Annotated in this window: 25 protein-coding genes; 20 read left to right on the plus strand and 5 right to left on the minus strand. The window is 42.6% G+C overall.

The genetic code is table 11. The features are described from left to right. Window positions 1-3 precede the first annotated feature (3 nt). The 15 genes from J2Y37_RS10555 to J2Y37_RS10625 all read left to right on the plus strand — a co-directional run bounded on the left by J2Y37_RS10555 (window position 4) and on the right by J2Y37_RS10625 (window position 16470). Window positions 4-681, plus strand: coding sequence for an NADH-quinone oxidoreductase subunit B (locus tag J2Y37_RS10555; protein WP_004669857.1), 678 nt, complete (start codon window positions 4-6; stop codon window positions 679-681). A gap of 86 nt (window positions 682-767) precedes the next feature. Next, entirely contained in the window at window positions 768-2555 is a 1788-nt protein-coding gene (nuoC, locus tag J2Y37_RS10560; RefSeq protein ID WP_349032791.1) for an NADH-quinone oxidoreductase subunit C/D, read from the plus strand. A gap of 12 nt (window positions 2556-2567) precedes the next feature. Further along, the gene (nuoE, locus tag J2Y37_RS10565) at window positions 2568-3077 is read left to right on the plus strand and encodes an NADH-quinone oxidoreductase subunit NuoE (protein WP_004669859.1); all 510 of its coding nucleotides are present in this window, start codon (window positions 2568-2570) and stop codon (window positions 3075-3077) included. Further along, window positions 3074-4399 (plus strand): NADH-quinone oxidoreductase subunit NuoF, encoded by a 1326-nt coding sequence (gene nuoF, locus J2Y37_RS10570; RefSeq protein WP_241322912.1) that lies wholly within the window; start codon window positions 3074-3076, stop codon window positions 4397-4399. Before nuoE ends, nuoF begins: the two co-directional genes overlap by 4 nt. An 11-nt stretch (window positions 4400-4410) precedes the next feature. Next, complete coding sequence (nuoG, locus tag J2Y37_RS10575; protein ID WP_349032792.1) at window positions 4411-7095, plus strand: NADH-quinone oxidoreductase subunit NuoG; 2685 nt, start codon at window positions 4411-4413, stop codon at window positions 7093-7095. A 3-nt stretch (window positions 7096-7098) separates the two neighbouring features. After that, window positions 7099-8115 carry an NADH-quinone oxidoreductase subunit NuoH gene (nuoH, locus tag J2Y37_RS10580; RefSeq protein ID WP_004669862.1) on the plus strand — a complete coding sequence of 339 codons (1017 nt, stop codon included), beginning with the start codon at window positions 7099-7101 and terminating at the stop codon, window positions 8113-8115. An 18-nt stretch (window positions 8116-8133) separates the two neighbouring features. Beyond that, complete coding sequence (gene nuoI, locus J2Y37_RS10585; RefSeq protein ID WP_004669863.1) at window positions 8134-8676, plus strand: NADH-quinone oxidoreductase subunit NuoI; 543 nt, start codon at window positions 8134-8136, stop codon at window positions 8674-8676. Beyond that, window positions 8673-9194: an NADH-quinone oxidoreductase subunit J gene (gene nuoJ / locus J2Y37_RS10590; protein WP_005198303.1), complete on the plus strand. Its 522-nt coding sequence runs from the start codon at window positions 8673-8675 to the stop codon at window positions 9192-9194. The genes nuoI and nuoJ overlap by 4 nt, the downstream gene beginning before the upstream one ends. Then, window positions 9194-9502, plus strand: a complete 309-nt coding sequence (gene nuoK, locus J2Y37_RS10595; RefSeq protein WP_004638057.1) for an NADH-quinone oxidoreductase subunit NuoK — start codon at window positions 9194-9196, stop codon at window positions 9500-9502. The genes nuoJ and nuoK overlap by 1 nt, the downstream gene beginning before the upstream one ends. Further along, window positions 9499-11394 carry an NADH-quinone oxidoreductase subunit L gene (nuoL, locus tag J2Y37_RS10600; protein WP_349032793.1) on the plus strand — a complete coding sequence of 632 codons (1896 nt, stop codon included), beginning with the start codon at window positions 9499-9501 and terminating at the stop codon, window positions 11392-11394. The genes nuoK and nuoL overlap by 4 nt, the downstream gene beginning before the upstream one ends. Before the next feature lies 1 nt (window position 11395). After that, entirely contained in the window at window positions 11396-12994 is a 1599-nt protein-coding gene (gene nuoM, locus J2Y37_RS10605) for an NADH-quinone oxidoreductase subunit M (RefSeq protein ID WP_349032794.1), read from the plus strand. 3 nt (window positions 12995-12997) lie between these two features. Then, on the plus strand, window positions 12998-14494 hold the full coding sequence (gene nuoN / locus J2Y37_RS10610; protein ID WP_004669867.1) for an NADH-quinone oxidoreductase subunit NuoN: 1497 nt from the start codon (window positions 12998-13000) through the stop codon (window positions 14492-14494). Between the two features lie 106 nt (window positions 14495-14600). After that, window positions 14601-15236, plus strand: a complete 636-nt coding sequence (gene upp / locus J2Y37_RS10615; RefSeq protein WP_349032795.1) for a uracil phosphoribosyltransferase — start codon at window positions 14601-14603, stop codon at window positions 15234-15236. 119 nt (window positions 15237-15355) lie between these two features. Continuing rightward, entirely contained in the window at window positions 15356-15646 is a 291-nt protein-coding gene (locus J2Y37_RS10620; protein ID WP_004669869.1) for a cold shock domain-containing protein, read from the plus strand. Window positions 15647-15762: 116 nt separating this feature from the next. Then, window positions 15763-16470: a cold shock domain-containing protein gene (locus J2Y37_RS10625; RefSeq protein ID WP_349032818.1), complete on the plus strand. Its 708-nt coding sequence runs from the start codon at window positions 15763-15765 to the stop codon at window positions 16468-16470. A gap of 10 nt (window positions 16471-16480) precedes the next feature. Here J2Y37_RS10625 and gigC read toward each other — a convergent pair whose 3' ends face one another. Continuing rightward, window positions 16481-17365 (minus strand): LysR family transcriptional regulator GigC, encoded by an 885-nt coding sequence (gene gigC / locus J2Y37_RS10630; protein WP_005198287.1) that lies wholly within the window; start codon window positions 17363-17365, stop codon window positions 16481-16483. 112 nt (window positions 17366-17477) lie between these two features. Between gigC and J2Y37_RS10635 the strand changes: the two genes are divergently transcribed. Then, window positions 17478-18239 carry a ferredoxin--NADP reductase gene (locus J2Y37_RS10635; RefSeq protein ID WP_349032796.1) on the plus strand — a complete coding sequence of 254 codons (762 nt, stop codon included), beginning with the start codon at window positions 17478-17480 and terminating at the stop codon, window positions 18237-18239. Window positions 18240-18358: 119 nt separating this feature from the next. On the opposite strand, the gene J2Y37_RS10640 is transcribed toward J2Y37_RS10635, so the two are convergent. Further along, a complete protein-coding gene (locus tag J2Y37_RS10640) occupies window positions 18359-18781 on the minus strand; it encodes a hypothetical protein (RefSeq protein WP_004669873.1) in 423 nt (140 codons plus the stop codon). 208 nt (window positions 18782-18989) lie between these two features. Between J2Y37_RS10640 and J2Y37_RS10645 the strand changes: the two genes are divergently transcribed. The 3 genes from J2Y37_RS10645 (at window position 18990) to J2Y37_RS10655 (ending at window position 21262) form a co-directional block, all read left to right on the plus strand. Next, on the plus strand, window positions 18990-19190 hold the full coding sequence (locus J2Y37_RS10645; protein ID WP_004669874.1) for a hypothetical protein: 201 nt from the start codon (window positions 18990-18992) through the stop codon (window positions 19188-19190). A 237-nt stretch (window positions 19191-19427) separates the two neighbouring features. Beyond that, a complete protein-coding gene (locus J2Y37_RS10650; protein WP_349032797.1) occupies window positions 19428-20990 on the plus strand; it encodes a mechanosensitive ion channel in 1563 nt (520 codons plus the stop codon). 95 nt (window positions 20991-21085) lie between these two features. Continuing rightward, window positions 21086-21262, plus strand: coding sequence for a hypothetical protein (locus J2Y37_RS10655; RefSeq protein ID WP_004669876.1), 177 nt, complete (start codon window positions 21086-21088; stop codon window positions 21260-21262). Window positions 21263-21295: 33 nt separating this feature from the next. Here J2Y37_RS10655 and J2Y37_RS10660 read toward each other — a convergent pair whose 3' ends face one another. Beyond that, complete coding sequence (locus J2Y37_RS10660) at window positions 21296-22492, minus strand: NAD(P)/FAD-dependent oxidoreductase (protein ID WP_349032798.1); 1197 nt, start codon at window positions 22490-22492, stop codon at window positions 21296-21298. A gap of 227 nt (window positions 22493-22719) precedes the next feature. Here J2Y37_RS10660 and J2Y37_RS10665 point away from each other — a divergent pair, with 227 nt between their 5' ends. Then, window positions 22720-22995: a hypothetical protein gene (locus J2Y37_RS10665; RefSeq protein ID WP_349032799.1), complete on the plus strand. Its 276-nt coding sequence runs from the start codon at window positions 22720-22722 to the stop codon at window positions 22993-22995. Window positions 22996-23024: 29 nt separating this feature from the next. On the opposite strand, the gene J2Y37_RS10670 is transcribed toward J2Y37_RS10665, so the two are convergent. Together J2Y37_RS10670 and J2Y37_RS10675 are read right to left on the minus strand one after the other, a co-directional pair. After that, window positions 23025-23900, minus strand: a complete 876-nt coding sequence (locus tag J2Y37_RS10670; RefSeq protein WP_349032800.1) for a pyridoxal-phosphate dependent enzyme — start codon at window positions 23898-23900, stop codon at window positions 23025-23027. 66 nt (window positions 23901-23966) lie between these two features. Further along, entirely contained in the window at window positions 23967-25130 is a 1164-nt protein-coding gene (locus tag J2Y37_RS10675) for an HlyD family secretion protein (RefSeq protein WP_349032801.1), read from the minus strand. Window positions 25131-25150 lie beyond the last annotated feature (20 nt).

A 25150-nucleotide genomic window follows, 5' to 3' on the forward strand; every position in this document is an offset into this window, starting at 1 on the left:
GGGATGAAATATACTTTAACCCGTGCGAATCCGGATGCCGATCAATATCCATTACAAGATCGTCAAATCGTAACTGATCCACTTGAGGAAGAAGTCAATAAAAGTGTGATGATGACTCGTCTAGAAGATGCTGTGCATACAGCAGTCAACTGGGGTCGTAAAAACTCTTTGTGGCCATTTAACTTTGGTACTTCTTGCTGCTACGTCGAATATGCAACCACATTAACTGGCGTACATGATTTATCTCGGTTCGGTGCAGAAGTTATTCGAGCTTCACCACGTCAGGCTGATTTGATGATTGTTGCAGGAACATGCTTTGTCAAAATGGCACCTGTAATTCAACGCTTGTATGAACAAATGCTTGAGCCTAAATGGGTCATTTCAATGGGTGCTTGTGCTAACTCTGGTGGCATGTACGACATCTATTCTGTGGTTCAAGGTGTAGACAAGATTATTCCTGTTGATGTGTACGTCCCAGGTTGTCCACCGCGCCCAGAGGCATTGATCCAAGCTTTAATGTTACTACAAGACCAAATTCAACTTGAGCGCCGTCCACTTTCAGCCGTAATTGGTGATGATCTTCAGCCTGTGTATAAGCCAAAGATGATGCCAGAACGCGACCGTAAAAATGCGGAACGTATTGCGGTGAAAAACTTGCGCTCTATGGATGAAATTAAATAATTTTTGAAGATGAGTTTTTGACATATCTGATGGGTATGGTCATCTAAAAAATTGCCAGAATTTGTATTGAATAGGAAGCCAAACCAATGGCTGAAACTGACATTGCTATGCCAGAGTCAACACCAGTTGATTCACGCCCAGCATTTGCAATCGTAGAAGAGCTCAAAAATAAATTTGGTGAGAACTTCTACGTGCAGGCGACTTTTGAAGAGTTTCCAACAGTCTGGGTTGAGCGCGCACGCGTGCAAGAAGTCCTTATGTTCTTACGTAAAGTAGAACGTCCTTATGTCATGCTATTTGACTTATCTGCGATGGATGAGCGTTTACGTGTTCATCGCGATGGTTTACCTGCATCTGACTTCACTGTGTTTTATCATTTACTTTCACTTGAGCGTAATAGTGATATTCGTGTCAAAGTGGCTTTGAATGAAAATGATTTAAACCTGCCAACGGCAACCAATATTTGGCCAAATGCAAACTGGTACGAGCGTGAAGCTTACGATATGTTTGGGATCAATTTCGAAGGGCATCCAATGCTACGTCGTATTTTGTTACCAACCTATTGGGAAGGTCATCCGTTACGTAAAGAATATTCTGCCCGTGCGACAGAATATACGCCGTATATGCAAGACCAAGCCAAGCAAGACTTCGAACAAGAACATCTACGTTTTGTACCAGAAGACTGGGGTCTAACACGCGGCAACGCTGATGAAGACTTCATGTTCCTCAACTTAGGTCCTAACCATCCATCTGCGCACGGTGCATTCCGTGTGGTTCTACAGTTGGACGGTGAAGAAGTGAAAGACTGTGTTCCTGATATTGGTTATCACCACCGTGGTGTGGAAAAGATGGCTGAACGTCAAACATGGCATTCTTTCATTCCTTATACTGACCGCGTGGACTACTTGGGCGGTTGTGCTCAGAACATGCCGTATGTGATGGCTGTAGAGCAAATGGCAGGAATCAAAGTTCCTGAACGTGCTCAAGTGATTCGGGTCATGTTGAACGAATTGTTCCGTATCAATAACCACTTATTATTCTGTGGTACGGCGATTCAGGATGCCGGTGGTATGACACCAGTATTCTATATGTTCGCAGATCGTCAAAAAGTCTATGACATCGTTGAGGCGATTACGGGTTACCGTATGCACCCGGCATGGTTCCGTATTGGTGGGGTTGCGCATGATCTTCCAAATAACTGGCAAAAACTGGTCAAAGAGTTGTTGGAGTGGATGCCGAAACGTTTGAACGAGTACTTCAAAGCCGCACTTAAAAACTCAGTATTTATTGGTCGTACCCGCAATGTTGCGCAATACGATGCGAAATCTGCGTTGGCTTGGGGTGTGACAGGTACAGGTTTACGTGCAACGGGTATTGATTTTGATGTTCGTAAATATCGTCCATATAGCGGCTATGAAAACTTCGATTTTGATGTGCCTCTTGAATATGAAGGCGATGCTTACGCGCGCGTTCTGGTTCACTTCCGTGAAATTACTGAGTCACTGAAAATTATTCAACAGTGCTTGGATAATATGCCTTCTGGTCCATACAAAGCGGATCATCCATTGGCTGTTCCACCACCAAAAGACAAGACCTTACAAGATATTGAAACTTTGATTACGCACTTCTTGAGCGTGTCATGGGGTCCTGTAATGCCAGCAGGTGAAGCATCGTTTATGACTGAAGTGGTGAAAGGGGCAAGTACTTATTACCTCACGTCTGATAAGTCGACGATGAGTTACCGTACTCGTATCCGTACGCCGACATTCACTCACTTACAGCAAATGCCTTCAGTGATTAATGGTAGCTTGGTCTCTGATTTGATCATCTATTTGGCGACCATTGACGTGGTTATGGCTGACGTGGATCGCTAGGGGTAAACGATAATGATGATTTTGACTGATAAAAAACCTCGTGTGAATGTTGAAGGGATTTTGACTGCTGAAGAAATCCATGACATTGAACATCACATTGATCACTATCCGTACCCACGTGCTGCATCACTGGATGCGCTCAAGTGTGTACAACGCCGTAATGGTTGGGTAGATGACGCTCAAATGAATGCGATTGCGCAATTGTTGAGTATGAGTGTGGCTGATTTGGAAGGTGTAGCAACGTTCTATAACCGCATTTATCGCCAGCCTGTAGGCCGTCACGTGATTTTATTGTGTGACTCTATTGCTTGCTTCTTGATGGGTGCAGAAACGTTGGCAGAGGCGTTCCAGCGCGAGTTGGGAATCCAATATGGACAAACCACAGCAGATGGTCGTTTTACTTTGCTGCCAATTTGTTGTTTAGGCAACTGTGACAAAGGTCCAACTTTAATGATTGATGAAGATACCCACGGTTTAGTGGATGTGTCATCAGTCAAACAGTTATTGGAGAAGTATGTATGAATACTGAACCAAAACCAATCTATGGCGACGGTAACCCAGAAACACATCCATTGACTTGGCGTTTGAGTAAGCAAGAGCATGTTCGTGCTGCTGATGATTATGAAGCGCTTGAAGGTTATGCAGGCTTTAAAAAAGCACTCAGTATGCCACCAAAAGATGTATTGGAAGTGGTCAAAGCTGCAACCGTAAAAGGTCGTGGTGGTGCAGGTTTCCCAGCAGGAATTAAATGGTCATTAATGGCACCAAATGATGGTGGTCCACGTTATTTGATCTGTAATGCTGATGAAATGGAACCGGGTACTTTTAAAGACCGTTTGTTGATGGAACAACTTCCACATCAATTGATTGAAGGGATGCTGATCGCGGGTTATACCCTAGAAGCGACACATGGCTATATCTTCATTCGTGGTGAGTATGTTGAAGCAGCTCAATACTTAAATGAAGCATTAGAGCAAATCCGTGCCAAAGGTTACTTGGGTGAAAATATCTTAGGAACGGGCTGGAACTTCGAGATGCACGTGCATACAGGCGCAGGGCGTTATATCTGTGGTGAAGAAACCGCATTGATTAACTCGCTCGAAGGTCGCCGTGCTAACCCACGTACTAAACCACCATTTCCACAAGTAGCAGGTGCATGGGGTCGTCCAACGATTGTAAATAACGTTGAGACCTACAATAACTTGCCAGCGATTATGCTGCGCGGTCCTGAATGGTATATCAATCTTTCTGCGCATAAATCCAAAGACCCAGGCACCAAGATTTATGGTGCGTCAGGTAAAGTGAAATTCCCAGGACTTTGGGAACTTCCATTTGGTACCACTGCACGTGAAGTGATTGAAGACCATGCGGGTGGTATGCGTGATGGTTTAACCCTGAAAGCATGGTTACCGGGTGGTGCATCAACAGATTTCTTAGCTGCTGAACACATTGATCTACCAATGGATGCAGAAAGCATTATGAAGGCGGGTTCTCGTTTAGGAACGTGTTTGCTGATGGTGGTAGATGAAACCCAATGTATGGTTTCAGCGACTCGTAATTTAGAAGAATTCTTTGCGCGTGAATCTTGTGGTTTTTGTACACCGTGTCGGGATGGCCTACCTTGGGCTGTTAAGGCATTGAAAGCACTTGAAGATGGTAAAGGGAAGATGGAAGACATTCAACATCTATCTGAACTGACTAAAAAGTTGTGGATCGGTAAGACTTTCTGTGCCCATGCACCGGGTGCGATGGAACCACTGATGGGCGCATTAAAATATTTCCGCCATGAGTTTGAAGCGAAGGTTAAAACCCATGCTCCAGCTCTTGACGTAGAACAAGTTTAAGGAATTCGACTATGGCTACAATTCATGTCGATGGAAAATCGTACGAAGTCAATGGTTCTGAGAACTTGCTACAAGCATGTTTATCTCTCGGGCTTGATATTCCGTATTTTTGTTGGCACCCATCCTTAGGTTCAGTTGGTTCTTGTCGTCAATGTGCGGTGACTCAGTATGCAAATCCTGAGGACACACGTGGACGTTTAGTGATGTCATGTATGACACCTGCGACCGACAACACCTATATTTCAATCGAAGACAAAGAAGCAACTGAGTTTCGCGCATCGATCGTTGAATTCTTAATGACCAACCACCCACACGACTGTCCAGTCTGTGAAGAAGGTGGGCACTGTCATTTACAAGATATGACGGTGATGACGCAGCACGATCGTCGTCGCTACCGCTTTACCAAGCGCACTCATCATAATCAAGAGTTGGGTTCGTTTATTGCGCATGAGATGAACCGTTGTATCGCATGCTATCGTTGTGTGCGTTACTACAAAGACTATGCTGGTGGTACAGACTTCGGTGTATATGGCAACGCATCACGCGTGTATTTCGGTCGTCCAGAATCAGGAACCTTAGAGTCTGAATTCTCTGGTAACTTGACGGAAGTCTGCCCAACGGGTGTATTTACCGATAAAACACATTCGGCTCGTTATAACCGTAAATGGGACATGCAGTACGCACCAAGCGTCTGTTTTGGCTGTTCTTCTGGCTGTAACATTTCACCGGGTGAGCGTTATGGCGAAATCCGTCGTGTCGAAAACCGCTTCAATGGTGAAGTGAACCAATACTTCCTGTGTGATAAAGGGCGTTTCGGTACTGGCTATGTCAACCGTGAAGATCGTCCTCGTCAACCACAGTTCCGCAATGGTGACACTGCTGCAACTGTGACTGTAGATCAAGCACTTGATCAAGTGATTGGCCAACTTCAAGGCAAGAAAGTGTTAGGAATTGGTTCTCCACGCGCAAGCTTGGAATCAAACTACGCGCTTCGTGAATTGGTTGGACAAGACAACTATTCAACAGGAATGTCGCAAAAAGAGCAAAATCTGGTTGAATTGGCTGCGTCAATCATGCAAACACAGGGTATTCATAACCCGAACATGCGTGAAATTGAAAGCTATGATGCAGTGTTGATCTTGGGTGAAGACTTAACGCAAACTGCGCCACGTATGGCTTTGTCTGTTCGCCAAGCTGCGAAAAATAAAGCCAAAGAAATGGCGGCTAAAACACGCACACCAGACTGGTTAGCTGAGCCTGTACAACGTATTGGTCAAGATGCAAAATCTCCAATTTACATCCTTGCTGCAACACAAACGCGTTTAGCGGATGTGGCAACAGGTGAAGTGGTTGCATCACCAAATGATATCGCGCGTTTAGGTTTTGCGGTTGCGGCTGCGGTTAAAGGTGAAGTACTCACAGGTCTCGCAGATGATGCAAAAGCGTTTGCGCAAACCATTGCTGACACATTGAAAGCAGCGACCAAACCATTGATTATCTCTGGTACGAGTCTGCAAGATCCTGCAATCATGGAAGCAGCAGCACAAGTTGCTCAAAACTTGGGTGGAAATGCAGGTTTATCCTTGACGGTTCCTGAAGTGAACTCAATGGGCTTGGCATTGTTTGGTGGTTTAAGTTTAGAACAAGCCTTTGCACAAGATTTTGATGCAGTTGTGATTGTTGAAAATGATTTAACGCGTCGTTTACCTGTTGCACAAGTCAAAGCTGGGTTAGATAAAGCTGAAACAGTGATCGTACTCGACCACAGCGAAACTGAAACCTTGAAATTGGCGGATATCGTCCTTTCAGCAGCAAGTTTTGCTGAGGGTGATGGTACGGTAGTGAGCCAAGAAGGTCGTGCACAACGTTTCTATCAAGTCTATGACCCAAGCTACTACAAACCTGATTATGCGATTAAAGAATCATGGCGCTGGTTACATGCCATTGAAACGGGCATGAGAGGTAAAGTGGTTGACTGGACGCTACTTGATGATGTGATTGATGACATCGTGAAGAATGTTCCAGCACTCGAAGCGATTCAAGATGTTGCACCAGATGCTGGCTATCGTGTTCATGGTTTGAAAATCGCGCGTGAACCACGTCGTTATTCGGGTCGTACTGCGATGCGAGCTGGAATCTCTGTACATGAGCCAAAACAACCGACTGATCTAGATTCTGCATTGACCTATTCGATGGAAGGTTATGTTGGCACTCAGAATGCGTCATCGTTAGTTCCATTTGCATGGGCTGCAGGGTGGAACTCACCACAAGCTTGGAACAAATACCAAGATGAAGTGGGTGGACACTTAAAAGGTGGTGATTCAGGTGTGCGATTATTCGATCGTTTAGCCAAGCGTCCAGCACGTAGTTATGTTGCACCGACAGCAGTTGTGGTGAATCCTGAAAGTTTCCGTCTTGTACCAATGCACCATATTTTTGGTTCTGGTGAGTTCACGATTAAAACGCCTGCGATGGAATCTCGTATTCCTGAAGCGATGTTTGCAGTGGCTGAACAAGATGCGACACGTTTAAATGTTCAAGATGGTCAACGTATTACGGTTAAGACGGGTGAAACCAGCATTAGCTTACCAGTACAAGTGATTGAATATTTACCAACGGGTTATATTGGTTATCCAATTGGTTTAGCACCAACCGTTTCATTGGCTGAGCCTGTGTCTGTGGCAGTAGGAGTGTAATTCATGAATCAAGAATTTATACGTCAAACGCCACTTTGGGCTGATCAATGGCCAATCGCGTATTCAGTGATTCAAGCGATTGTCATTTTGCTGGTTGTGGTGTTGGTCGCGGCATTGATGTCGTTTATTGAACGTCGCCTTTTGGCGCTCTGGCAAGACCGTTATGGTCCAAACCGTGTTGGTCCGGGTGGTATGTTCCAGATCGTTGCCGACATGCTCAAGATCATGTTTAAAGAAGACTGGACACCAAAGTTTGCAGATAAGTTAACCTTCCGTTTAGCACCAGCAGTTGCGATGGCAACTGCGGTACTTTCATTTATGGTTATTCCTGTAAGTCCGATGTTGGGCGTAGCAGATATGAGTATCGGTCTATTGTTCTTTATGGCAATGGCGGGTATTGCAGTTTATGCCGTGTTGTTTGGCGGTTGGGCATCGAACAACAAATACTCATTACTGGGCGGTTTACGTTCTGCGGCTCAAACCATTTCTTATGAAGTGTTCTTGGGTATCTCGTTAATGGGTGTGGTTGCGATTGCAGGCTCATTTAACCTCCGTGAAATCGTTGAAGCACAACGTGATATGTGGTTCATCATTCCACAATTCTTAGGTTTCTTGATCTTTGTGGTTGCAGGCGTTGCGGTAACGCATCGTCATCCATTTGACCAACCTGAAGCTGAGCAAGAATTGGCAGAGGGCTACCATGTTGAATATGGTGGGATGAAGTGGGGGATGTTCTTCGTTGCTGAATATGTCAACGTAGTGCTGATCTCTGCTTTGATCGTGACTTTATTCTTCGGCGGATGGCTTGCACCATTTAACTTAGAAATTCCATTTGTTCCACCAGTATTCTGGTTCATTATCAAAACAGCATTCTTTGTAATGATGTTTGTCTTGGCTCGTGGCTCGTTAATGCGTCCGCGTTATGACCAAGTAATGAATTTTGGTTGGAAAGTTTGTTTGCCATTGGCGTTGGTCAACTTGTTAGTGACTGGTGCTGTGATTCTGATGAATCAGGCCTAGGACAGCAGGGAGTACAAAATGTATAAAATTCTAGCTGGATTCGGATCGATTGTACGTTCGTTATGGATGGTATTTAGCCACGTAACGCGTAAACGTGACACGATTTTATATCCAGAAGTACCAGCAGAACAAATTGTGCCTCCACGCTTTCGTGGTCGTATTGTATTGACGCGTGATCCAGATGGTGAAGAGCGTTGTGTGGCATGTAACCTCTGTGCGGTTGCATGTCCTGTGGGCTGTATTTCATTACAGAAAGCGGAAAAAGAAGATGGACGTTGGTATCCAGAGTTTTTCCGTATTAACTTCTCTCGCTGCATCTTCTGCGGTATGTGTGAAGAAGCTTGCCCAACAACTGCGATTCAGATGACCCCAGATTTCGAATTGGGTGAATATGTACGTCAAGATTTGGTTTACGAGAAAGAAAACTTATTGATTTCTGGGCCAGGTAAATATCCTGACTATAACTTCTACCGTGTTGCTGGTATGGCGATTGATGGTAAAGGCAAAGGTCAAGCACAAAAAGAAAGTGCACCAATCGATGTACGGAGCTTATTACCATGATGTGGCCATTTTATTTGATGGCACTTGTGGCCATTGTTTCGACTATCCGTGTTGTGACCAATACGAATCCTGTACATGCACTTTTAAGTTTGATCGTGTCACTTCTTGCGGTTGCAGGTATTTTCCTGATCGTCGGCGCACCATTTGCTGCTGCGCTTGAGATTATTGTTTATGCGGGCGCGATCATGGTCTTGTTCGTGTTTGTGGTCATGATGTTAAATCTTGGTCAAGACACCGTTGAACAAGAGAGTAAGTGGTTAAGCTCTGATGCTTGGGCATTTCCTGCATTGATGAGTTTTCTCATGGGCTTGCTTTTAGTCTGGATGCTGGGTAGTGACTATACGACTTCGGGTGCAGTGATGGGGCGTGAAGTGGTGGGTCCGAAAGCAGTAGGACAAGCATTATTTACGCATTATCTATTATTGGTAGAAGTTGCCGCGATGTTATTGCTTGCAGCCTTAGTTGCAGCATTCCATCTAGGCAAACGTGAACCAGGTGCAGAAGAGGATAAAGAATAATGGGACACATCCCTTTAGAACATGGTTTGATTGTCGCAACCATCCTTTTTGCACTGGGTTTTTACGGTGTAATGGTGCGACGCAACCTATTATTTATGTTGATGAGCCTTGAAGTGATGATGAATGCTGCTGCATTGGCATTCGTTCTCGCGGGCAGTGTTTGGGCGCAACCAGATGGACAGGTCATGTTCATCTTGATCTTGACCCTTGCAGCGGCAGAGGCGTGTATCGGTCTTGCGATCGTCCTTCAGTTCTATCATCGCTTCCATCATTTGGATGTGGATGCTGCTAGTGAGATGCGCGGATGAGTACATTATATTTAACCGTTTTATTTCCGCTCATTGGTTTTATCCTTTTAGCGGCAGGACGTAACAAACTATCTGAAAATGTAGCCGCAATTATTGGTGTGGGGTCAGTTGGTTTATCTGCTCTATTTGCTTTAATTGCAGGTTTGGCGTTTAGCAATAGTGGCGAAACTGTCTTTATTCAACACTTGTGGACATGGTTCAGTGTTGCTGGTTTTGAGCCGGGAATTAGCCTACAACTTGATGGTCTTTCATTACTGATGATGGGAATGGTGACAGGGGTTGGTTTCCTAATCCATATTTTTGCATCTTGGTATATGCGTGGCGAAGAAGACTATGCGCGCTTCTTTTCTTACTTCAACCTATTCGTTGCCAGCATGTTGTTGTTGGTACTGGGCGATAACTTAGCGTTATTGTTCTTAGGTTGGGAAGGCGTAGGTCTGTGCTCGTACTTGCTGATTGGTTTCTATTATTCAAACCCTGCCAATGGTTGGGCGGCGATCAAAGCATTTACCGTAACGCGTGTGGGTGATGTATTTTTACTCATTGCATTGTTCTTGCTCTATCAACAATTTGGTACTTTGAATATCCAGTACATTGTTGAAAATGCAGCAGCGGTTATGACGCAAAGCTCTTCATTGTCGATCTGGACAGCATTGATGTTGTTCTTGGGTGCAGCAGGTAAGTCAGCGCAAATCCCACTCCAAACGTGGTTAGCGGATGCGATGGCTGGTCCTACACCAGTATCTGCATTGATCCACGCAGCGACCATGGTTACAGCGGGTGTGTACTTGTGCTGCCGTATGTTCTCTGTGATGGAAATGGCACCAGAAGTGATGCAATTCATTTCGATTACAGGTGCGGTGACATTGCTGGTGGCTGGTTTTGCAGCATTGGTTCAAACCGATATCAAACGTATCTTGGCTTACTCAACCATGAGTCAGCTCGGTTATATGTTTATGGCGGTGGGTGCTGAAGCATACCAAGCAGGTTTGTTCCACATGTTGACGCATGCATTCTTTAAAGCGTTATTGTTCTTGTCTTCTGGTGCGGTTATTTTGGCCTACCATCATGAGCAAAACATTTTCAAGATGGGCGGCTTGTTCAAGCATAACAAATTCTTATTTGCATGTTTTGCGATTGGTGGCGGTGCGTTAGCGGCGATTCCATTCATCACAGTCGGCTTCTTCTCTAAAGATGCGATTTTATGGCAAGTTTGGGCACATGGTCACACTACAGGTATTGAGACCTATGGCATGTTATTCTGGGTCGGTGTTGCTGGTGCATTCTTAACCTCTATTTATACGTTCCGTTTGATTTGGATTGTATTCTTTGGTGAAGAAAAGACCCCATATCACGAAATCAAAGGTGCGACTTACTGGGCGCCGCTTGCAATTTTGGCTGTACTTTCAACTGGCGTTGGTGCTTTGTTGCAAGGTCCGGTACAAGGTCTGTTAAATACCGCGGGTATCCCTGCATTTGTAATGACGGATGCGCTAGCACATTTACAGCATGCGGTTGAATTAAAAGCGGTTGGTATTGCGCTTGCTGGTTTAGTGGTTGGTATTGTGCTGTTTGTCTTTGCCTATGGTGCGGTCAAATCTTTTGCTCAAACATCGTTGGGTTCAGGTTTAGCACACATCTGCCGTACTGCATTTGGTTTCGATGCTTTATATAACATTGTATTCGTAAAACCTTATTTATTGATTGCGAAAATTTTAGGTCGCGATCCAGTAGATGGTTTGTGGCTGGTACTTCCTGCGATTGTGCAAGGTGGTAATAGCTTTACAAGTTCGCGTCAAACAGGTTCATTACGTGAATACGCATCAAGCATGTCACTTGGTATCGTGGTGCTATTGATGGTCTTGATCGTTATTGAGGTTGTGGGGAAATAAAATGGAAAACAATTTAATTTTACCCGCACTGATTTTAGTTCCTTTCATTGCTGGTTTTATTTGTTGGTTGGTAGATAAATTCGACCAACATTTACCGCGCTGGATTGCCTTGATTGGTATGCTGATTACCTTAGGTTTAGGTATCGCGTTATGGCAAAGTGGCACATTCGTTTATGAAATTGGCTCAAAAGTTCCAGTTTGGGCAGCGGAGTTTCATCTTCCTTGGATTCAGACTTTAGGTATTAGTATTCACTTAGCGGTGGATGGCTTATCTCTATTGATGGTGCTACTGACTGCATTACTGGGTGTACTTGCAGTTGGCTGTTCATGGGGCGAGATTCAGAAAAACGTCGGTTTCTTCCACTTAAACTTACTTTGGAGTTTGGGTGGGGTTATTGGTGTCTTCCTTGCGATTGACATGTTCTTGTTCTTCTTCTTCTGGGAGATGATGCTTGTACCAATCTATTTCTTGATTGCGTTATGGGGTCATAAAGGCTCGAATGGTCGTTCACGTGTTTATGCTGCAACCAAGTTCTTCTTATATACTCAAATCGCTGGTTTGATTATGTTGATCGGTATCCTAGGCCTCGTGGTTTATGGATACATGATGACGGGCATGATTGGTTTCGATTACAACTACTTACTTGCTGTAGCGAACCATTTACCACCTGAAGTTGCCTATGCATTCATGCTGTGTTTCTTCATTGGTTTTGCGGTGAAACTTCCTGTATTCCCATTACACGGTTGGTTGCCTGATGCGCATGCGCAAGCACCAACAGCGGGTTCTGTGGACTTAGCGGGTATTTTGATTAAAACTGCAGCCTACGGTTTGCTTCGTTTTGTGATTCCATTCTTCCCAGCGGCATCAGCACAATTTGCTGATATCGCAATCATTTTGGGTCTGATTGGTATTTTCTACGGTGCATTCTTAGCGTACCAGCAAACAGATATGAAACGCTTACTTGCGTATACGTCTATTTCACACATGGGTTTTATTTTACTTGCAATCTATGCAGGTAATATTCTGACCTTCCAAGGCTTAATGATTATGATGCTGGCACATGGTTTGTCATCAGCGGCATTGTTTATTATGTCTGGTCAAGTCTATGAGCGTTTACACACTCGTGATTTGCGCTTAATGGGCGGTCTTCGTGGTCAATTGCAATACTTGCCTTTCTTCTTGATGTTCTTCGTGGCAGCGCTTGTTGGCGTACCGGGCTTAGGTAACTTTATTGGTGAATTCCTGATCTTAATGGGTTCATTTAAAGCCTACCCAACGTTCACGATCATGGCAGCAGTGAGTTTGGTATTTGCAGGTCTTTATGGTTTGATTTTGATTCATAAAGCCTTGTTTGGTGAACCGAACCCTGAACAAAAGCAACATTATACAAGTCCACTCAAAGATCTATCGACACGTGAAGTCAGCATTTTGATGATTTGCGTGATCGGTTTAGTTTGGTTAGGTATTTACCCACAAACGTTCTTGGATGTATCTCATTCGAGTATGCAATGGATCGTAAATAGTTATATGCCAGTACAAGAAGTTGTCGAAACTGTTCAGCAGGCAGCAACTCAACTTGAACATGTGGAGATGCAATAAATCATGAACTTCACACTTTCTTTTTCTGAGCTTATGCCGCTTGTGCCTGTGATGATTGTGGCATTGACCGCAATCGTGGTGATGTTATTGATTGCGATCAAACGTCACCATAACCTCATTGCCACGACCTCGGTTGTGGGTTTAAACCTTGCGGCAATCTTTATTGTATACACCGTGTTTAGTGGAAGTTTTGTTCCAGTAAACGTGATGGGCATGTTTATGGTTGATCCATTTACCATGCTCTATCAATTCTTAATTTTGATCGCTGCATTGGCATGTTGTACTTTGTCTCATGCCTATATTGAGACTTATAAAGACAACCGCGAAGAGCTGTATATCTTGTTACTGACTTCAGTAGCGGGTGCAATGTTGATGGTTGCAAGTTCACACTATGCGGCATTCTTCATCAGTCTTGAGCTGATGTCGATTCCGATTTATGGCATGTTGGCATATACCTACCAACGTAGTCAGTCTTTGGAAGCAGGGATTAAATACCTCGTCCTATCTGCAACTGCATCTGCAATGTTGTTGATGGGTATGGCTTATATCTATGCCTATACAGGTTCGTTGTCTTTCTATGACTCTGTTCAGACATTATTTGCTGTCATTGATCAGCCAATGGTGTTATTGGGCTTGGCTTTAATTGTCTTTGCAGTCGCATTCAAACTCTCGCTTGCACCATTCCATAAATGGACACCAGATGTGTATGCAGGTGCACCAGCACCAATGGCAACATTCTTGGCAACCGTCGCCAAAGTTGCAACCATCGGTTTGTTTGTTCGTTACATCCTTACGTCTGGCGCAATTTTACATCAAGGACTCATTACGGTTTTAACCATCCTTGCGGTATTGTCGATCGTGGTGGGTAACTTACTCGCTGTACGTCAAGTGAACTTGAAGCGTATCTTGGGTTATTCATCGATTGCGCATTTTGGTTATTTGTTGATTGCTTTAATCAGCATGACTTATGCAAGTCTAGGTAGCGTAACGGTTTATGTGATTACTTATGTACTCACTACAATTGGTGCATTTGGTGTCGTGGCATTGATGTCTAGTCCATATAACAATGTGGATGAAGCACAAAGTCTTGCAGACTACCGTGGTTTGTTTTGGCGCCGTCCGATTTTGACTGCCGCTTTAACGGTGATGATGTTGTCTTTGGCTGGTATTCCATTAACAGCGGGCTTTATTGGTAAGTTCCTTGTTGTGATGGCCGCAGTTACAACTCAGCACTGGTTCTTGGCAGCGATGATCGTGGTCGGTAGTGGTATCGGTTTGTATTATTACCTCCGTGTGATGGTGGTCATGTATATGACACCACCTGATGTACCACGTATTGATGCTGATGCCCATTGGGGTCAACAAGTGGGTGGTATCATGGTACTCGGTGCTGCATTGTTGGTGTTGTTCTTGGGTATTTATCCAGATCCGATGATTAACTTGGCATTGAAGGCAGAAATTCTTTCTCCATTGCACTTTATGTTATCTCAACAGCAGTAATGATCTGATTTGTACAAAAAAGCCTCCAAAATTGGGGGCTTTTTTATTGAAGAGTAAAAAAACACTTTATAATAGTCAAAGATTAATATGTTTTAGGTACATGCTTGTGTCCATTCAAGAAATTCATCACCCACTTATTCGCCATAAACTTGGTTTATTGCGTCGTTCAGACATTAGTACCAAGAACTTTCGCGAATTGGCGCAAGAAGTTACGATGTTATTAACTTATGAAGCTACTAAAGACCTACCAATGGTTGATCATGACATTGATGGTTGGGCTGGGACGGTTTCAACGCAACGTATCGCAGGAAAGAAAATTACCATTGTTCCGATTTTACGTGCAGGTATTGGGATGCTGGAAGGCGTACTTAATCTGATCCCAAGCGCAAAAGTGAGTGTATTGGGTTTAGAGCGTGACGATGAAACTTTAGAGGTTCGTACCTATTATAAAAAGTTAGTGCCAGATGTCGCCAATCGTTTAGCCATGATCATTGATCCAATGCTTGCAACAGGAAATTCTTTGATTGCTGCAATTGATGTCTTAAAAGCAAGTGGCTGTAAAGATATTCGTGTCATGGTCTTAGTGGCTGCACCTGAAGGTGTTGCAAAGGTTGAAGCGGCGCATCCTGATGTGCGTATGTATACGGCTTCGATTGACCAAGGGTTAAATGCAGAAGGCTATATCGTTCCTGGTTTGGGCGATGCTGGTGACAAGATTTTTGGTAGTGTTCAAAAAGATTAATTTTTGAAATACAGATAAAAAGAGGCTGCATTCACCCGTAAAAATTTTGTGGGCGGATCAACAGTCTCTTTCTTTATATATACTGTGACTAATCGCGTTTAAAGAATAGGGTGAAGTTAATGAAGCAAGAGTTCTATCAAGGAAAAATTAAACAATACAATCCAGACAAAGGGTTTGGTTTTATTGCAACGGCTGAAGGAGATGTGTTTTTTCATATTTCAGAATATCCAACAGACGGTGAGCCGAAAAGAAATGAAAAAGTGAAATTTGTGGTAATTGAAAATGATGGAAAATATAAAGCCACAAAAATTGAGCGTGTTGATCCAAACCCTGCCAAAACTAGAAAAACTAAAATACTGGCGCATAATGAATCGATCACAACAGATTTGTTGTCAAATTTTCGACGCTAATGATTTAGTTTTTTGTGCTGATCGGTTCAGACTTCGTTTTGAATATACCGATAAAAGAGGCTTTTTAGCCTCATTTTTTATTAGAATATAGTCACTATAAAAATAGAGTATTAATGATGTTTCTTGAGGGAAAAATTAAAAAATATAATACCGAACGTGGCTTTGGTTTTATTGAAGTAGACGGAAATCAATCGGATATTTTCTTCCACGTTACTGATTTCCCCCAAGCTGCTGGAGAGCCAAAACTTGGAGAGAGGCTCAAGTTTCTCATTGTTGAGGATAAGGGGAAGTATAAAGCTGTAAATATCGTTCGTTTAGATTTAAAGACTACAGCGTTAGGCAATTCAACTGTTCAAAATGAGCCAGTTCAGAAGTTAGTGCCTCGAGCTCATTCTCAATCAAATAAGAAAGGAATAACTCTGATGATAGTGGGATTGATAGTGATCTCGATATTAACGGGGTTAGTCTTTAAAAAATATCAGTCCTATCAACAATCGCAAAAAATAAAAACAGCTCAGCTTATTGAGGAGCAAAAGAGAATTATTGAGGAACAGCGAAAAGCGATAGGGGATTTACCAGAAGTAAAGTTCACAGAAAAATCGCAGAAAGCACTAATGTCCTTGGGTAATAAGAATGATCTAACTCAAAACCATCAATCGGCACAAAAAAACACAGTGAGCAGCGAATTTAGCTGTGATGGACGTAGACATTGTTCTCAAATGCGATCTTATGAAGAGGCTGTATTCTTTTTAAGGAATTGTCCAAATACCGAAATGGATGGAGATGGTGATGGCATTCCATGTGAACGGCAATTTGGACGATAACAAGATTAGATCAAGTCTGATTTTCGCAGAACTGTAAAAAAGCTTTTAAGCCAGGTCCTTGATATTTTTGACGATGTACCAGCATGTAGAGTGGGCGAGTCAATTGCCAATATGGCGTGTCTAAAATAACCAATTGACCTTTTTCTAGTAGTGGTTCAATTGCAAGCTTAGAGATACACGACATCCCTAAACCGCCTGCGACGATTTTTAAAATCGCTTCATTGTGACCGAGGGTTAAACGAATATTGGCATCGGGTAAGTCTTGCAAGATGGCATTATCAAACACTTCGCGTGTGCCTGAGCCTTCTTCACGTAAAATCCATTCGACATCAAGAAAATCTGCTTGCGTGATTGGGCGATTTAACTGAGCTAAAGGATGATCAGGTGAACAACACACGGCTAATTCATCATTACGCCAATGGATACATTGCAGTGATGGTAAATGACAAGAACCTTCAATTAACGCTAGATCGAGCTGAAACTGATTAACCGCTTCAATCATTTGGCGTGTATTACCCACTTGTAGTTGTAGATGAGCTTGTGGGTGACGCTTTAAAAAATCTGCCATGAGATCAGGCATTAAATAATCACTGATGGTCAGAGTCGCGCCTAAGCGTAAATCAATGCTTTGTAACTCTCCCTTTGCTGCCTGTTCAAAGGATTCGCAGCGACCTAATATTTCCAAAGCTTGTGGAAGTAAAAATCTTCCTAAATCATTGAGTTGTAATCGTTTGCCTAAACGGTCAAATAAAGGTGCGCCGAGACCGTCTTCTAAATCAGCTAAAGCCATGCTCGCCGCACTTTGTGTGAGTCGGACAGCATCACTGGCTTTGGTTACCGTTCCCTCTTGAGCGACCGCCACGAAAACTGCCAATTGGCGTAATGTCATGCGCATGTTAAAAGCCTTAACGTGTTGAGGGTCTCGTCACATTTAACAGACCCTAGAGTATTCATCAATAATCAGATCATGCTACCATGAGCGCACTGTTTCGTGCCACGTTCAAATCATGTCAATTGAAAAATTTAGCGTAGAAAAAGTTTTATCGGTACAGCGTTGGACCAGCAACCTTTTTAGTTTCACGATGACTCGACCAGCTCACTTTAAATTTACCGCAGGGCAGTTTGCTCGGATTGGTTTAATGGTCGGTGATGAGCTAGTCATTCGTGCCTATTCCGTGGTGTCTTCGCCATATGATGAAACCTTAGAGTTCTTTTCGATTGTGGTACCTGATGGGGCATTTACCTCAAACTTACAGCACCTAAAAGTCGGTGATGAACTTTATCTCGAAAAAATATCTTATGGGTATCTAACACTAGCTCGCTATCAACAGCCATTGCCACAAGATTTATGGTTGCTGGCTACGGGAACAGGTCTAGCGCCATTTCTTTCTATGTTGCAAGACTTTGAAACGTGGAAAAAATATCAGCAAATTACCTTGGTTTACAGTGTCCGAACTGAGTCTGAGTTGGCGTATATCGAGCGTATTCAAGAGATTGCGGAACTGTTCGGTGAGGGACATTCTGGGTTTAAATTTGTGCCGATTATCACTCGCGATCCAAATGCAGCTTTACATGATCGTTTGCCAGTATTGATTGCAAATGGTGACTTAGAAAAGGCTGTAGGACTGTCATTCAATCCTGCCAGCAGTCATGTGATGTTATGTGGTAACCCACAAATGGTCGATGACACCAAAGAAGCATTAAAGCAGCGTGGTCTCATTATGAATCGGCGTGGTGTGGGAAATATTGCGGTAGAGAATTATTGGTAATGAGCCGCGATTGTAGCGGCGCAAGAGCGATTGTAGCTCCGCAAGGCGATTGTAGCGGCGCAAGGGCGATTGTAGCTCCGCAAGAGTGATGGAAGCAGTGAGCGAGAGAGGATATATTGTTAATGAACAAACATATCCATAAATTCGCGGATTTCTTGAATTGCGGTCTCAACATCTGTAGAGAGCCAAGTCGGTTCAAAAATCCCCGTATAATGCTCTAAACGATCTTGTGGGACGACCAAGCGTACAGGGCAATCCTCTTCCAATAAGCGCCACGGCAAAATTGGAACTTCATTATCTAAGAAAGGCAGTACATTGCGAATATCAACAATCATCGCATTGATACAATCAGGCAATGGCATTACCGAAAGTTCTTCTGTTCGACGTCGAAAATATTCCAAATCCCCCCATTTTAGGATATAGCTTGGCTTATTGAACTCAATAATTCCAATCAAATGTTCGTCGCGTGTATGGTGCAAAAAGCATTGATGCGTGACATCAGTATCTAATTCAAGAGAAACGCGCTGTTGGCTATAGGACATAAAGCAGAATATTAAAGATACGAGGAGAAATATTATAGCTTATTTTTATCGCATTCTAAAATCGCATATATTTTAAACAAAACGTCAAACAATAAAAAGTAGAGTTCTGCAAACAAGACAACGATAGTCCGATGTTTCTTCACACAATGCAACATTGCGTACTGCTAAGATGAAAGTCAAATAAGTAATAACAAGAGGGCTAGCTGCGATGCATGATTTTAGTAAGCCAAAACCACATGTAGAAAGTAAGGAAGATACAGCGCGTAAACGGAAACTACCTGTCTATATGCTCATTATTGTTGGTATCTTTCTGATCGCGCTGCTTGTGTTTATGCTCGCTGATCATTCAGCCAAACCAACTGCACAGGTGATTATGCCTTATGTGCAGTCGTTGCTACTGAATGCGTAGAGCATCATTTAAGACCATATTCGATGAATAGTTGAGTAACCAAAGCCCTTTGGTATAAATCAAGGGGCTTTTTGCAAACTATTACATGCTTTTTGTTGTATTAGTGATGCGGTTCATTGATTGGGAAATAGACAAAAACTAAGGTTAAAGCATCCATAAACTATGTGCTTGCTTATAAAGTGATCATGATTGGATCGTACAAAATGTAAAAACACGACATGACATAAGGATAACAACATGAATGAATTTTTTAGAGATCCCTCCCAACGTGGAGGATTCGATGCAATGTATTATTGGGATCAATTTCAGCCGATTTTAGCTGCAATTGCGATCCTGCTAATCGGGTGGATTATTGCATTGCTCATTGCGGCAGGTGTAAAGAAATTACTGCAAAAACTTGATACCAATAATAGATTGTCATCTGCGACAGGCAGTACACCGAATATTGAGGGTATTGTTTCCAAAATTGTATTTTGGTTCATTATGATCCTTGCTGTTGTTGGGGCATTAAACGTGCTCAATATCAATAGTATTAGCGATCCGTTTAGTAATATGGTGGGCAGTGTCTTACTGTTTATACCGCATCTTATCGCCGCGATTGTTGTTGGTGGACTGGGTTGGCTTATTGCCAGTTTAGTACGAACAGGCATCACGCGTGTACTTGCACGAACTGAGCTTGATGAAAAGCTAAGTGGCGAGGTCGGTGTCGGTTCGCTCAGTAGTAATATTGGTGAAATTATATACTGGTTAATTTTATTACTTTTCTTACCCATTGTTTTATCTATCTTGGGTTTAACCGGTTTATTGATTCCTGTGCAGAACATGGTGAACGAAGCAATTGCTTATTTACCAAGTCTGTTTATTACTGGTGTAATCATTTTTGTAGGCTATATCCTTGCAAAAATTGTTCGTGGAATTGTGGAAGGCTTGGTCAGTAGTGTGGGTCTACAAGCACAAGCTGAAAAAGTGGGATTATTTAAAAATTCAAGTGTTGGTAAATTTTTAGGCTCTTTTGTTTTTGCTGTGATCATGATTACGACATTGATCATTGCATTTGAGGCATTAGGGGTAGATGCAATTTCTCAACCTGCAACAGCAATGCTCAATGACATTATGTTGGCAATACCACAAATCATTGCAGCGATATTGATTTTAATTGTTGCATACGTGGTTTCTCGTTTTGTCGGACGTTTAGTTGCTGAACTCATTTCAGGGGCTGGTGTTGATGAAGTTCCAATGAAGCTGGATGTGCAGCGTTTCCTTGGACAAACACGTGTTTCTGATGTGGTTGGCTATTTGATCGTCTTCTTTACCATGTTATTTGCGGTATCAGAAGCTGCAAATCGACTTGGATTGGAACAGGTTAGTGTACTGATTGCGATGTTCATCCAGTTTGGTGCAAGTATCTTACTTGGTGCTGTGATTTTGGTGATCGGTTTCTGGCTGGCAAATGTCGTTGCAAATGTCGTGCAGCGTGGTGAATATAATTGTTCACGCTGGTTGGGTACGCTGGTTCGTATCTTGATTATGGGCTTAGTCATTGCAATGGGCTTAAAAGCAATGGGCATTGCAGACTCGATTGTGAATTTGGCATTCGGTTTAACGCTTGGTTCGGTCGCTGTTGCATTTGCACTGGCATTCGGATTGGGGGGGCGTCAACCTGCTGAACGTTTACTTGGTGATTTACTCGATAAAGCAAAAGCGGATGCGAAACAACCAAATCCTTTGCATAAAAATGAGACTGTTTCACCTAATACTGTTCAACCGACACAGCCATCTCCACCACATTCGGATGAATAGAAAAAATAATCTTTGATTTTTTTTGCCAATTCGACCACTCTTAGCGAGTGGTCGTTTTACTTATATATGAATAAAAAAATTTATAGGAGAATGAAATGAAGAAGCCAAATCGAGTATTCGCGCCGATTATTATTGCAGGGATCACTGTAGGTTTTTTGGCGAGTGCTTATAAATTTGTCTTTGCGAAATCAAATGCTGAAAAAGAACAATCAAGCTCAAACGCACGCAAGGCATCTTCTTCAGAAGCAGAAAAGACTTCCGAGCATCGTTGAAGTTCTGAGCCAGCTCTCGATTGATGTCGTGGTTTAAACAAATTGGGCGGCAGCTTGTGCTGATGACCATGCCCATTGGAAGTTATATCCTCCCAAGTGTCCCGTTACATCAAGCACCTCACCAATAAAATATAAGCCCTTCTGTTTTTTACTTTCCATGGTTTTCGATGAGACTTCGCTTGTATCTACACCACCGAGGGTGACTTCGGCTGTGCGATAACCTTCAGTTCCAGAAGGCTTGACTGAAAATGCATGCAATTGCGCTGCGATTTGTTCAAGTTGTAGATCACTGATATTGCCAATCGCCGTCTCGCTTTGCTCAGCCCAAATCAATTGTTGTAATTCGAGTACGATACTTTTTGCGGTGAATTCATTAAGTAGGGTACGTAGTAAAACTTTAGGCTGTGTTTTTTTCTTATCTTTAAAGAATTGATTGAAATCTTGGCTTGGGAAAAAATCAATGTAGAAACGTTCACCGATATGCCAGTAATTTGAAAGCTGTAATGAGCTTGGCCCACTTAAACCTCGATGGGTAAACAATAATGCTTCAGTAAATTGATGGCGATCATTGCTCAAACTTACATCCAAGGCATTACCGCTTAAGCGAGTGGTCACTTCTTTAAACTGATCTGAGAAAGTAAATGGAACTAACCCTGCGCGAGTTGCGAAGACGTGATGACCGAATTGTTGTGCAAGTTCATAACCAAAACCTGAACCGCCTAAGGTTGGAATGGATAATCCACCTGTCGCAACAACTAAGGATTCACATTGAAAGGTACCTTGATTGGTGTTGATAACAAAGCCAGATTCTTTTTGTGCCTTCACACTTTGAACCTCACAATGCGTTTCAATGTCGACTTGTTTGGTTTTTGCACATTCTGCAAGTAACATTTCCAGAATCTCTTTTGCACCTTTTGTGGTGAAAAGTTGTCCATGTTTGCGCTCTTCATATTCGATGCCATACTCACAAACCAAACCGATGAAATCCCAATTGGTGTAGCGTGATAGGGCAGAAATAACGAAATGTGGGTTTTCAGAAAGAAAGTTTTTAGGTTCAACATCTAGGTTAGTGAAGTTACATTTACCACCACCCGACATTAAAATCTTTTTACCGACTTTATTGGCTTTTTCGAGTACCACAACCGATCGTCCACGTTTTGCAGCCTCAGCAGCCAACATCAAGCCTGATGCACCAGCACCTAAAACAACCACATCAACTTGATGAACCATGGACATAACTCGATAGACGAAAAGCGGCCGATTATAAAAGATTTAAACAAATTTTAATATGTAGAGTGCTTGACTAGAAAAAATGTTTTTATTGCAAGGTATGTTATAAACATAACTTTAAATAAGAGGGCAATATAATGAATGATAAAACAATTTTAGGTCATAATTAGCCAGAAAACCAAGATCAATTGAAACAATATACACTCATTATTTATGTATTATATGCTGTGAGCATCATTGTTGGCTTAACCAGTATTGCCGCAATCATTATGAATTATATCAAACGTGATGAAGTACAAGGGACATGGCTTGCTAGTCATTTTGAATGGCAAATAAAAACCTTTTGGGTCACTTTGATTGCAGGTGTGATTGGAGTTGTGTTGTCTTTTATCCTGATTGGCATTCCAATTCTATTGGCAGCGACGATTTGGTTTATTTATCGTATTGTGAAAGGATTGATTGTATTCAATGATAACAAGCCAATTGGCGATGGTTGGTTTTAATGACAACGTGAAAGCGATGACAAAAGCTATCAGTTGATAGCTTTTAATTTACCTTGTAAACCACCTGTATGAATCACCAAAATTCGAGTATGTGCAGGGAATTGATTTTGTTGAATTAAATCAAATACGCCCAGCATCATTTTAGCGGTATATATTTGTTCTAGTGGAATATTATATTGTTCTTCGAATTGCTGCATAAATTGTAGTAGCTCTGGTGTGGTTTTCGCGTAGCCGCCACAACAATAAGCATCGGTGAGCGACCAATTATTTTTATTCGTCCATTTCTGAATGTCTTGTTTCAAAAAATCCCCTTTTAACGCAGAAAAGCCTAAGACGTGCTGATGATCAGCACTGCTTTCGATGAGGCCTGCAATCGTTCCTCCTGTCCCCACTGCACAGCAAATCAGATCATAATTTGCTAAGTCATCGGCAGATAGAATTTCCTGTGTACCTTGAATGGCGAGGACATTGGTTCCACCTTCAGGAATAATCAAAGCTTGAGGATATTGTTGCTGTAACTGTGCTAAGTATTCAGTTTCATGGCGAAAACGATATTCAGCACGACTGACAAAATGTAGTTGCATACCAAAGTCATGCGCTGTTTCTAATGTTGGATTTAAGCGTTGTGAGGCTAATTCTTCACCTCGAATGATGCCAATACTATCAAAACCAAAATGTTGTGCTGCATAAGCGGTCGCAGCAATATGATTTGAGTATGCTCCACCAAAAGTGAGCACTTGTTTTAAGCCTTGTTGTTGAGCAGCCAAAAAATTGTATTTGAGTTTAAAAAATTTATTGCCTGAAATTTGAGGATGAATCAGATCAAGACGTTTGATGGTCAGTTGAACAGGATAGGGCAGTGCTAATGTCTGATAAGGTGTCGGAAAAGCAATGTGATCAAACATTTCATTGAGCTAACAATTAATTTGATCACATTGTAAATGGATTTGATTGAGAATGTCAGTGTTGCTTTAAGAGTCGGTATCCACAGAAGTCACCACTGACATACCCGGACGTAAGTTTGCTATACCGTCTTGATTTGGATCAATGGCGATACGTACGGCAATGCGTTGCACCACTTTGGTAAAATTACCCGTCGCATTATCTGCTTTCAATACACTGAACTCTGAACCTGCGGCAGGTGAGATTTGCTCAACATGTCCCGTAAACTTTTGATGATTCATCGCATCGACAGTGAAAGTGGCTTTTTGTCCAATTTTCATATTGGCGATCTGCGTTTCTTTAAAATTTGCAATCACCCACGTTTGCTTTGGGATTAAATAAAGCAATTGGGTGCCTGCCGCGACGTATTGACCCACACGAGGATTGACTTCGCCTAACTGACCATCCAATGGTGCTTCGATGGTACTGTAATCCTTTGTTGTATTGGCTTGGTCAAGCTGAGCTTGTGCACTATTCACTTGTGCTTTTAAACCCATTTGCGCAACTTGAGCTGTTTTCAATGCTTCTTGGGCCACTAAAATATTGGCCTCGGCTTGCTTGAGCAGTGCAAGATTGTTTTGTGCATCAGCCGCCGCTTTGTCTTGTTCTGATTTGGAAGCAGCACCACTATTGCCCAGTTGTTGATAACGTCTCAATTGTGCAATAGATAAATCATATTGTGCTTTGACTTGCTCCAATTTTGCCTGAGCTGCGACAACATCGGCTTGGCGTTGGGCGATGGCTTGAGTTTGGTTTGCGAGGCTATTCTGTGCTTGCTCAACCCCTGAAACGGCTTGAGTGACCTTCTGATCATAGGTTGTGGCATCAATATGCATCAGCACTTGACCTTGTTTCACCTGATCAAAATCTTTGACCAGTACATCTTTGATATAGCCATTGATTTGTGAGGACAAAATCGTGGTTTTGCCTTTGACATAGCTATTGTCGGTTTGTTCAATCGCGGTGTGAAAAGGACCAATTCGCCATGCCCATAAAATGATAATAATCCCCACCAATAAGACCACTAACATCCACCATAGTGTTGAGCTTTTAGTTTTGATGAGTTTACTCGCAGGTGGTGGAGGCGGCGGCATTTGTGCCACAGCATCTGGCGCTTCTACTGGTGTAGCGGGCTGTTTTGGCTCACTACTTTGGGGCAGCTCATTTTTCGGTTTATCTTGTTCTTCGGACATAATCTTTTCTCAATCAAATG

The sequence above is a fragment of the Acinetobacter sp. 3657 genome, from assembly GCF_031456775.1.
Taxonomy (GTDB): Bacteria; Pseudomonadota; Gammaproteobacteria; order Pseudomonadales; family Moraxellaceae; genus Acinetobacter.

Excerpts from the sequence above, each read along its gene's own strand:
- J2Y37_RS10670 (WP_349032800.1), bottom strand. The coding sequence starts at position 23,900 with ATGTTTGATCACATTGCTTTTCCGACACCTTATCAGACATTAGCACTG.
- nuoM (WP_349032794.1), top strand. The coding sequence starts at position 11,396 with ATGGAAAACAATTTAATTTTACCCGCACTGATTTTAGTTCCTTTCATT.
- J2Y37_RS10660 (WP_349032798.1), bottom strand. The coding sequence starts at position 22,492 with ATGGTTCATCAAGTTGATGTGGTTGTTTTAGGTGCTGGTGCATCAGGC.
- gigC (WP_005198287.1), bottom strand. The coding sequence starts at position 17,365 with ATGCGCATGACATTACGCCAATTGGCAGTTTTCGTGGCGGTCGCTCAA.
- nuoH (WP_004669862.1), top strand. The coding sequence starts at position 7,099 with ATGAATCAAGAATTTATACGTCAAACGCCACTTTGGGCTGATCAATGG.
- J2Y37_RS10675 (WP_349032801.1), bottom strand. The coding sequence starts at position 25,130 with ATGTCCGAAGAACAAGATAAACCGAAAAATGAGCTGCCCCAAAGTAGT.
- nuoG (WP_349032792.1), top strand. The coding sequence starts at position 4,411 with ATGGCTACAATTCATGTCGATGGAAAATCGTACGAAGTCAATGGTTCT.
- nuoI (WP_004669863.1), top strand. The coding sequence starts at position 8,134 with ATGTATAAAATTCTAGCTGGATTCGGATCGATTGTACGTTCGTTATGG.
- J2Y37_RS10645 (WP_004669874.1), top strand. The coding sequence starts at position 18,990 with ATGCATGATTTTAGTAAGCCAAAACCACATGTAGAAAGTAAGGAAGAT.
- J2Y37_RS10650 (WP_349032797.1), top strand. The coding sequence starts at position 19,428 with ATGAATGAATTTTTTAGAGATCCCTCCCAACGTGGAGGATTCGATGCA.
- nuoN (WP_004669867.1), top strand. The coding sequence starts at position 12,998 with ATGAACTTCACACTTTCTTTTTCTGAGCTTATGCCGCTTGTGCCTGTG.
- nuoK (WP_004638057.1), top strand. The coding sequence starts at position 9,194 with ATGGGACACATCCCTTTAGAACATGGTTTGATTGTCGCAACCATCCTT.
- J2Y37_RS10640 (WP_004669873.1), bottom strand. The coding sequence starts at position 18,781 with ATGTCCTATAGCCAACAGCGCGTTTCTCTTGAATTAGATACTGATGTC.
- J2Y37_RS10655 (WP_004669876.1), top strand. The coding sequence starts at position 21,086 with ATGAAGAAGCCAAATCGAGTATTCGCGCCGATTATTATTGCAGGGATC.
- nuoC (WP_349032791.1), top strand. The coding sequence starts at position 768 with ATGGCTGAAACTGACATTGCTATGCCAGAGTCAACACCAGTTGATTCA.
- J2Y37_RS10555 (WP_004669857.1), top strand. The coding sequence starts at position 4 with ATGAAATATACTTTAACCCGTGCGAATCCGGATGCCGATCAATATCCA.
- J2Y37_RS10635 (WP_349032796.1), top strand. The coding sequence starts at position 17,478 with ATGTCAATTGAAAAATTTAGCGTAGAAAAAGTTTTATCGGTACAGCGT.
- nuoF (WP_241322912.1), top strand. The coding sequence starts at position 3,074 with ATGAATACTGAACCAAAACCAATCTATGGCGACGGTAACCCAGAAACA.
- nuoL (WP_349032793.1), top strand. The coding sequence starts at position 9,499 with ATGAGTACATTATATTTAACCGTTTTATTTCCGCTCATTGGTTTTATC.
- J2Y37_RS10625 (WP_349032818.1), top strand. The coding sequence starts at position 15,763 with ATGTTTCTTGAGGGAAAAATTAAAAAATATAATACCGAACGTGGCTTT.
- nuoE (WP_004669859.1), top strand. The coding sequence starts at position 2,568 with ATGATGATTTTGACTGATAAAAAACCTCGTGTGAATGTTGAAGGGATT.
- J2Y37_RS10620 (WP_004669869.1), top strand. The coding sequence starts at position 15,356 with ATGAAGCAAGAGTTCTATCAAGGAAAAATTAAACAATACAATCCAGAC.
- nuoJ (WP_005198303.1), top strand. The coding sequence starts at position 8,673 with ATGATGTGGCCATTTTATTTGATGGCACTTGTGGCCATTGTTTCGACT.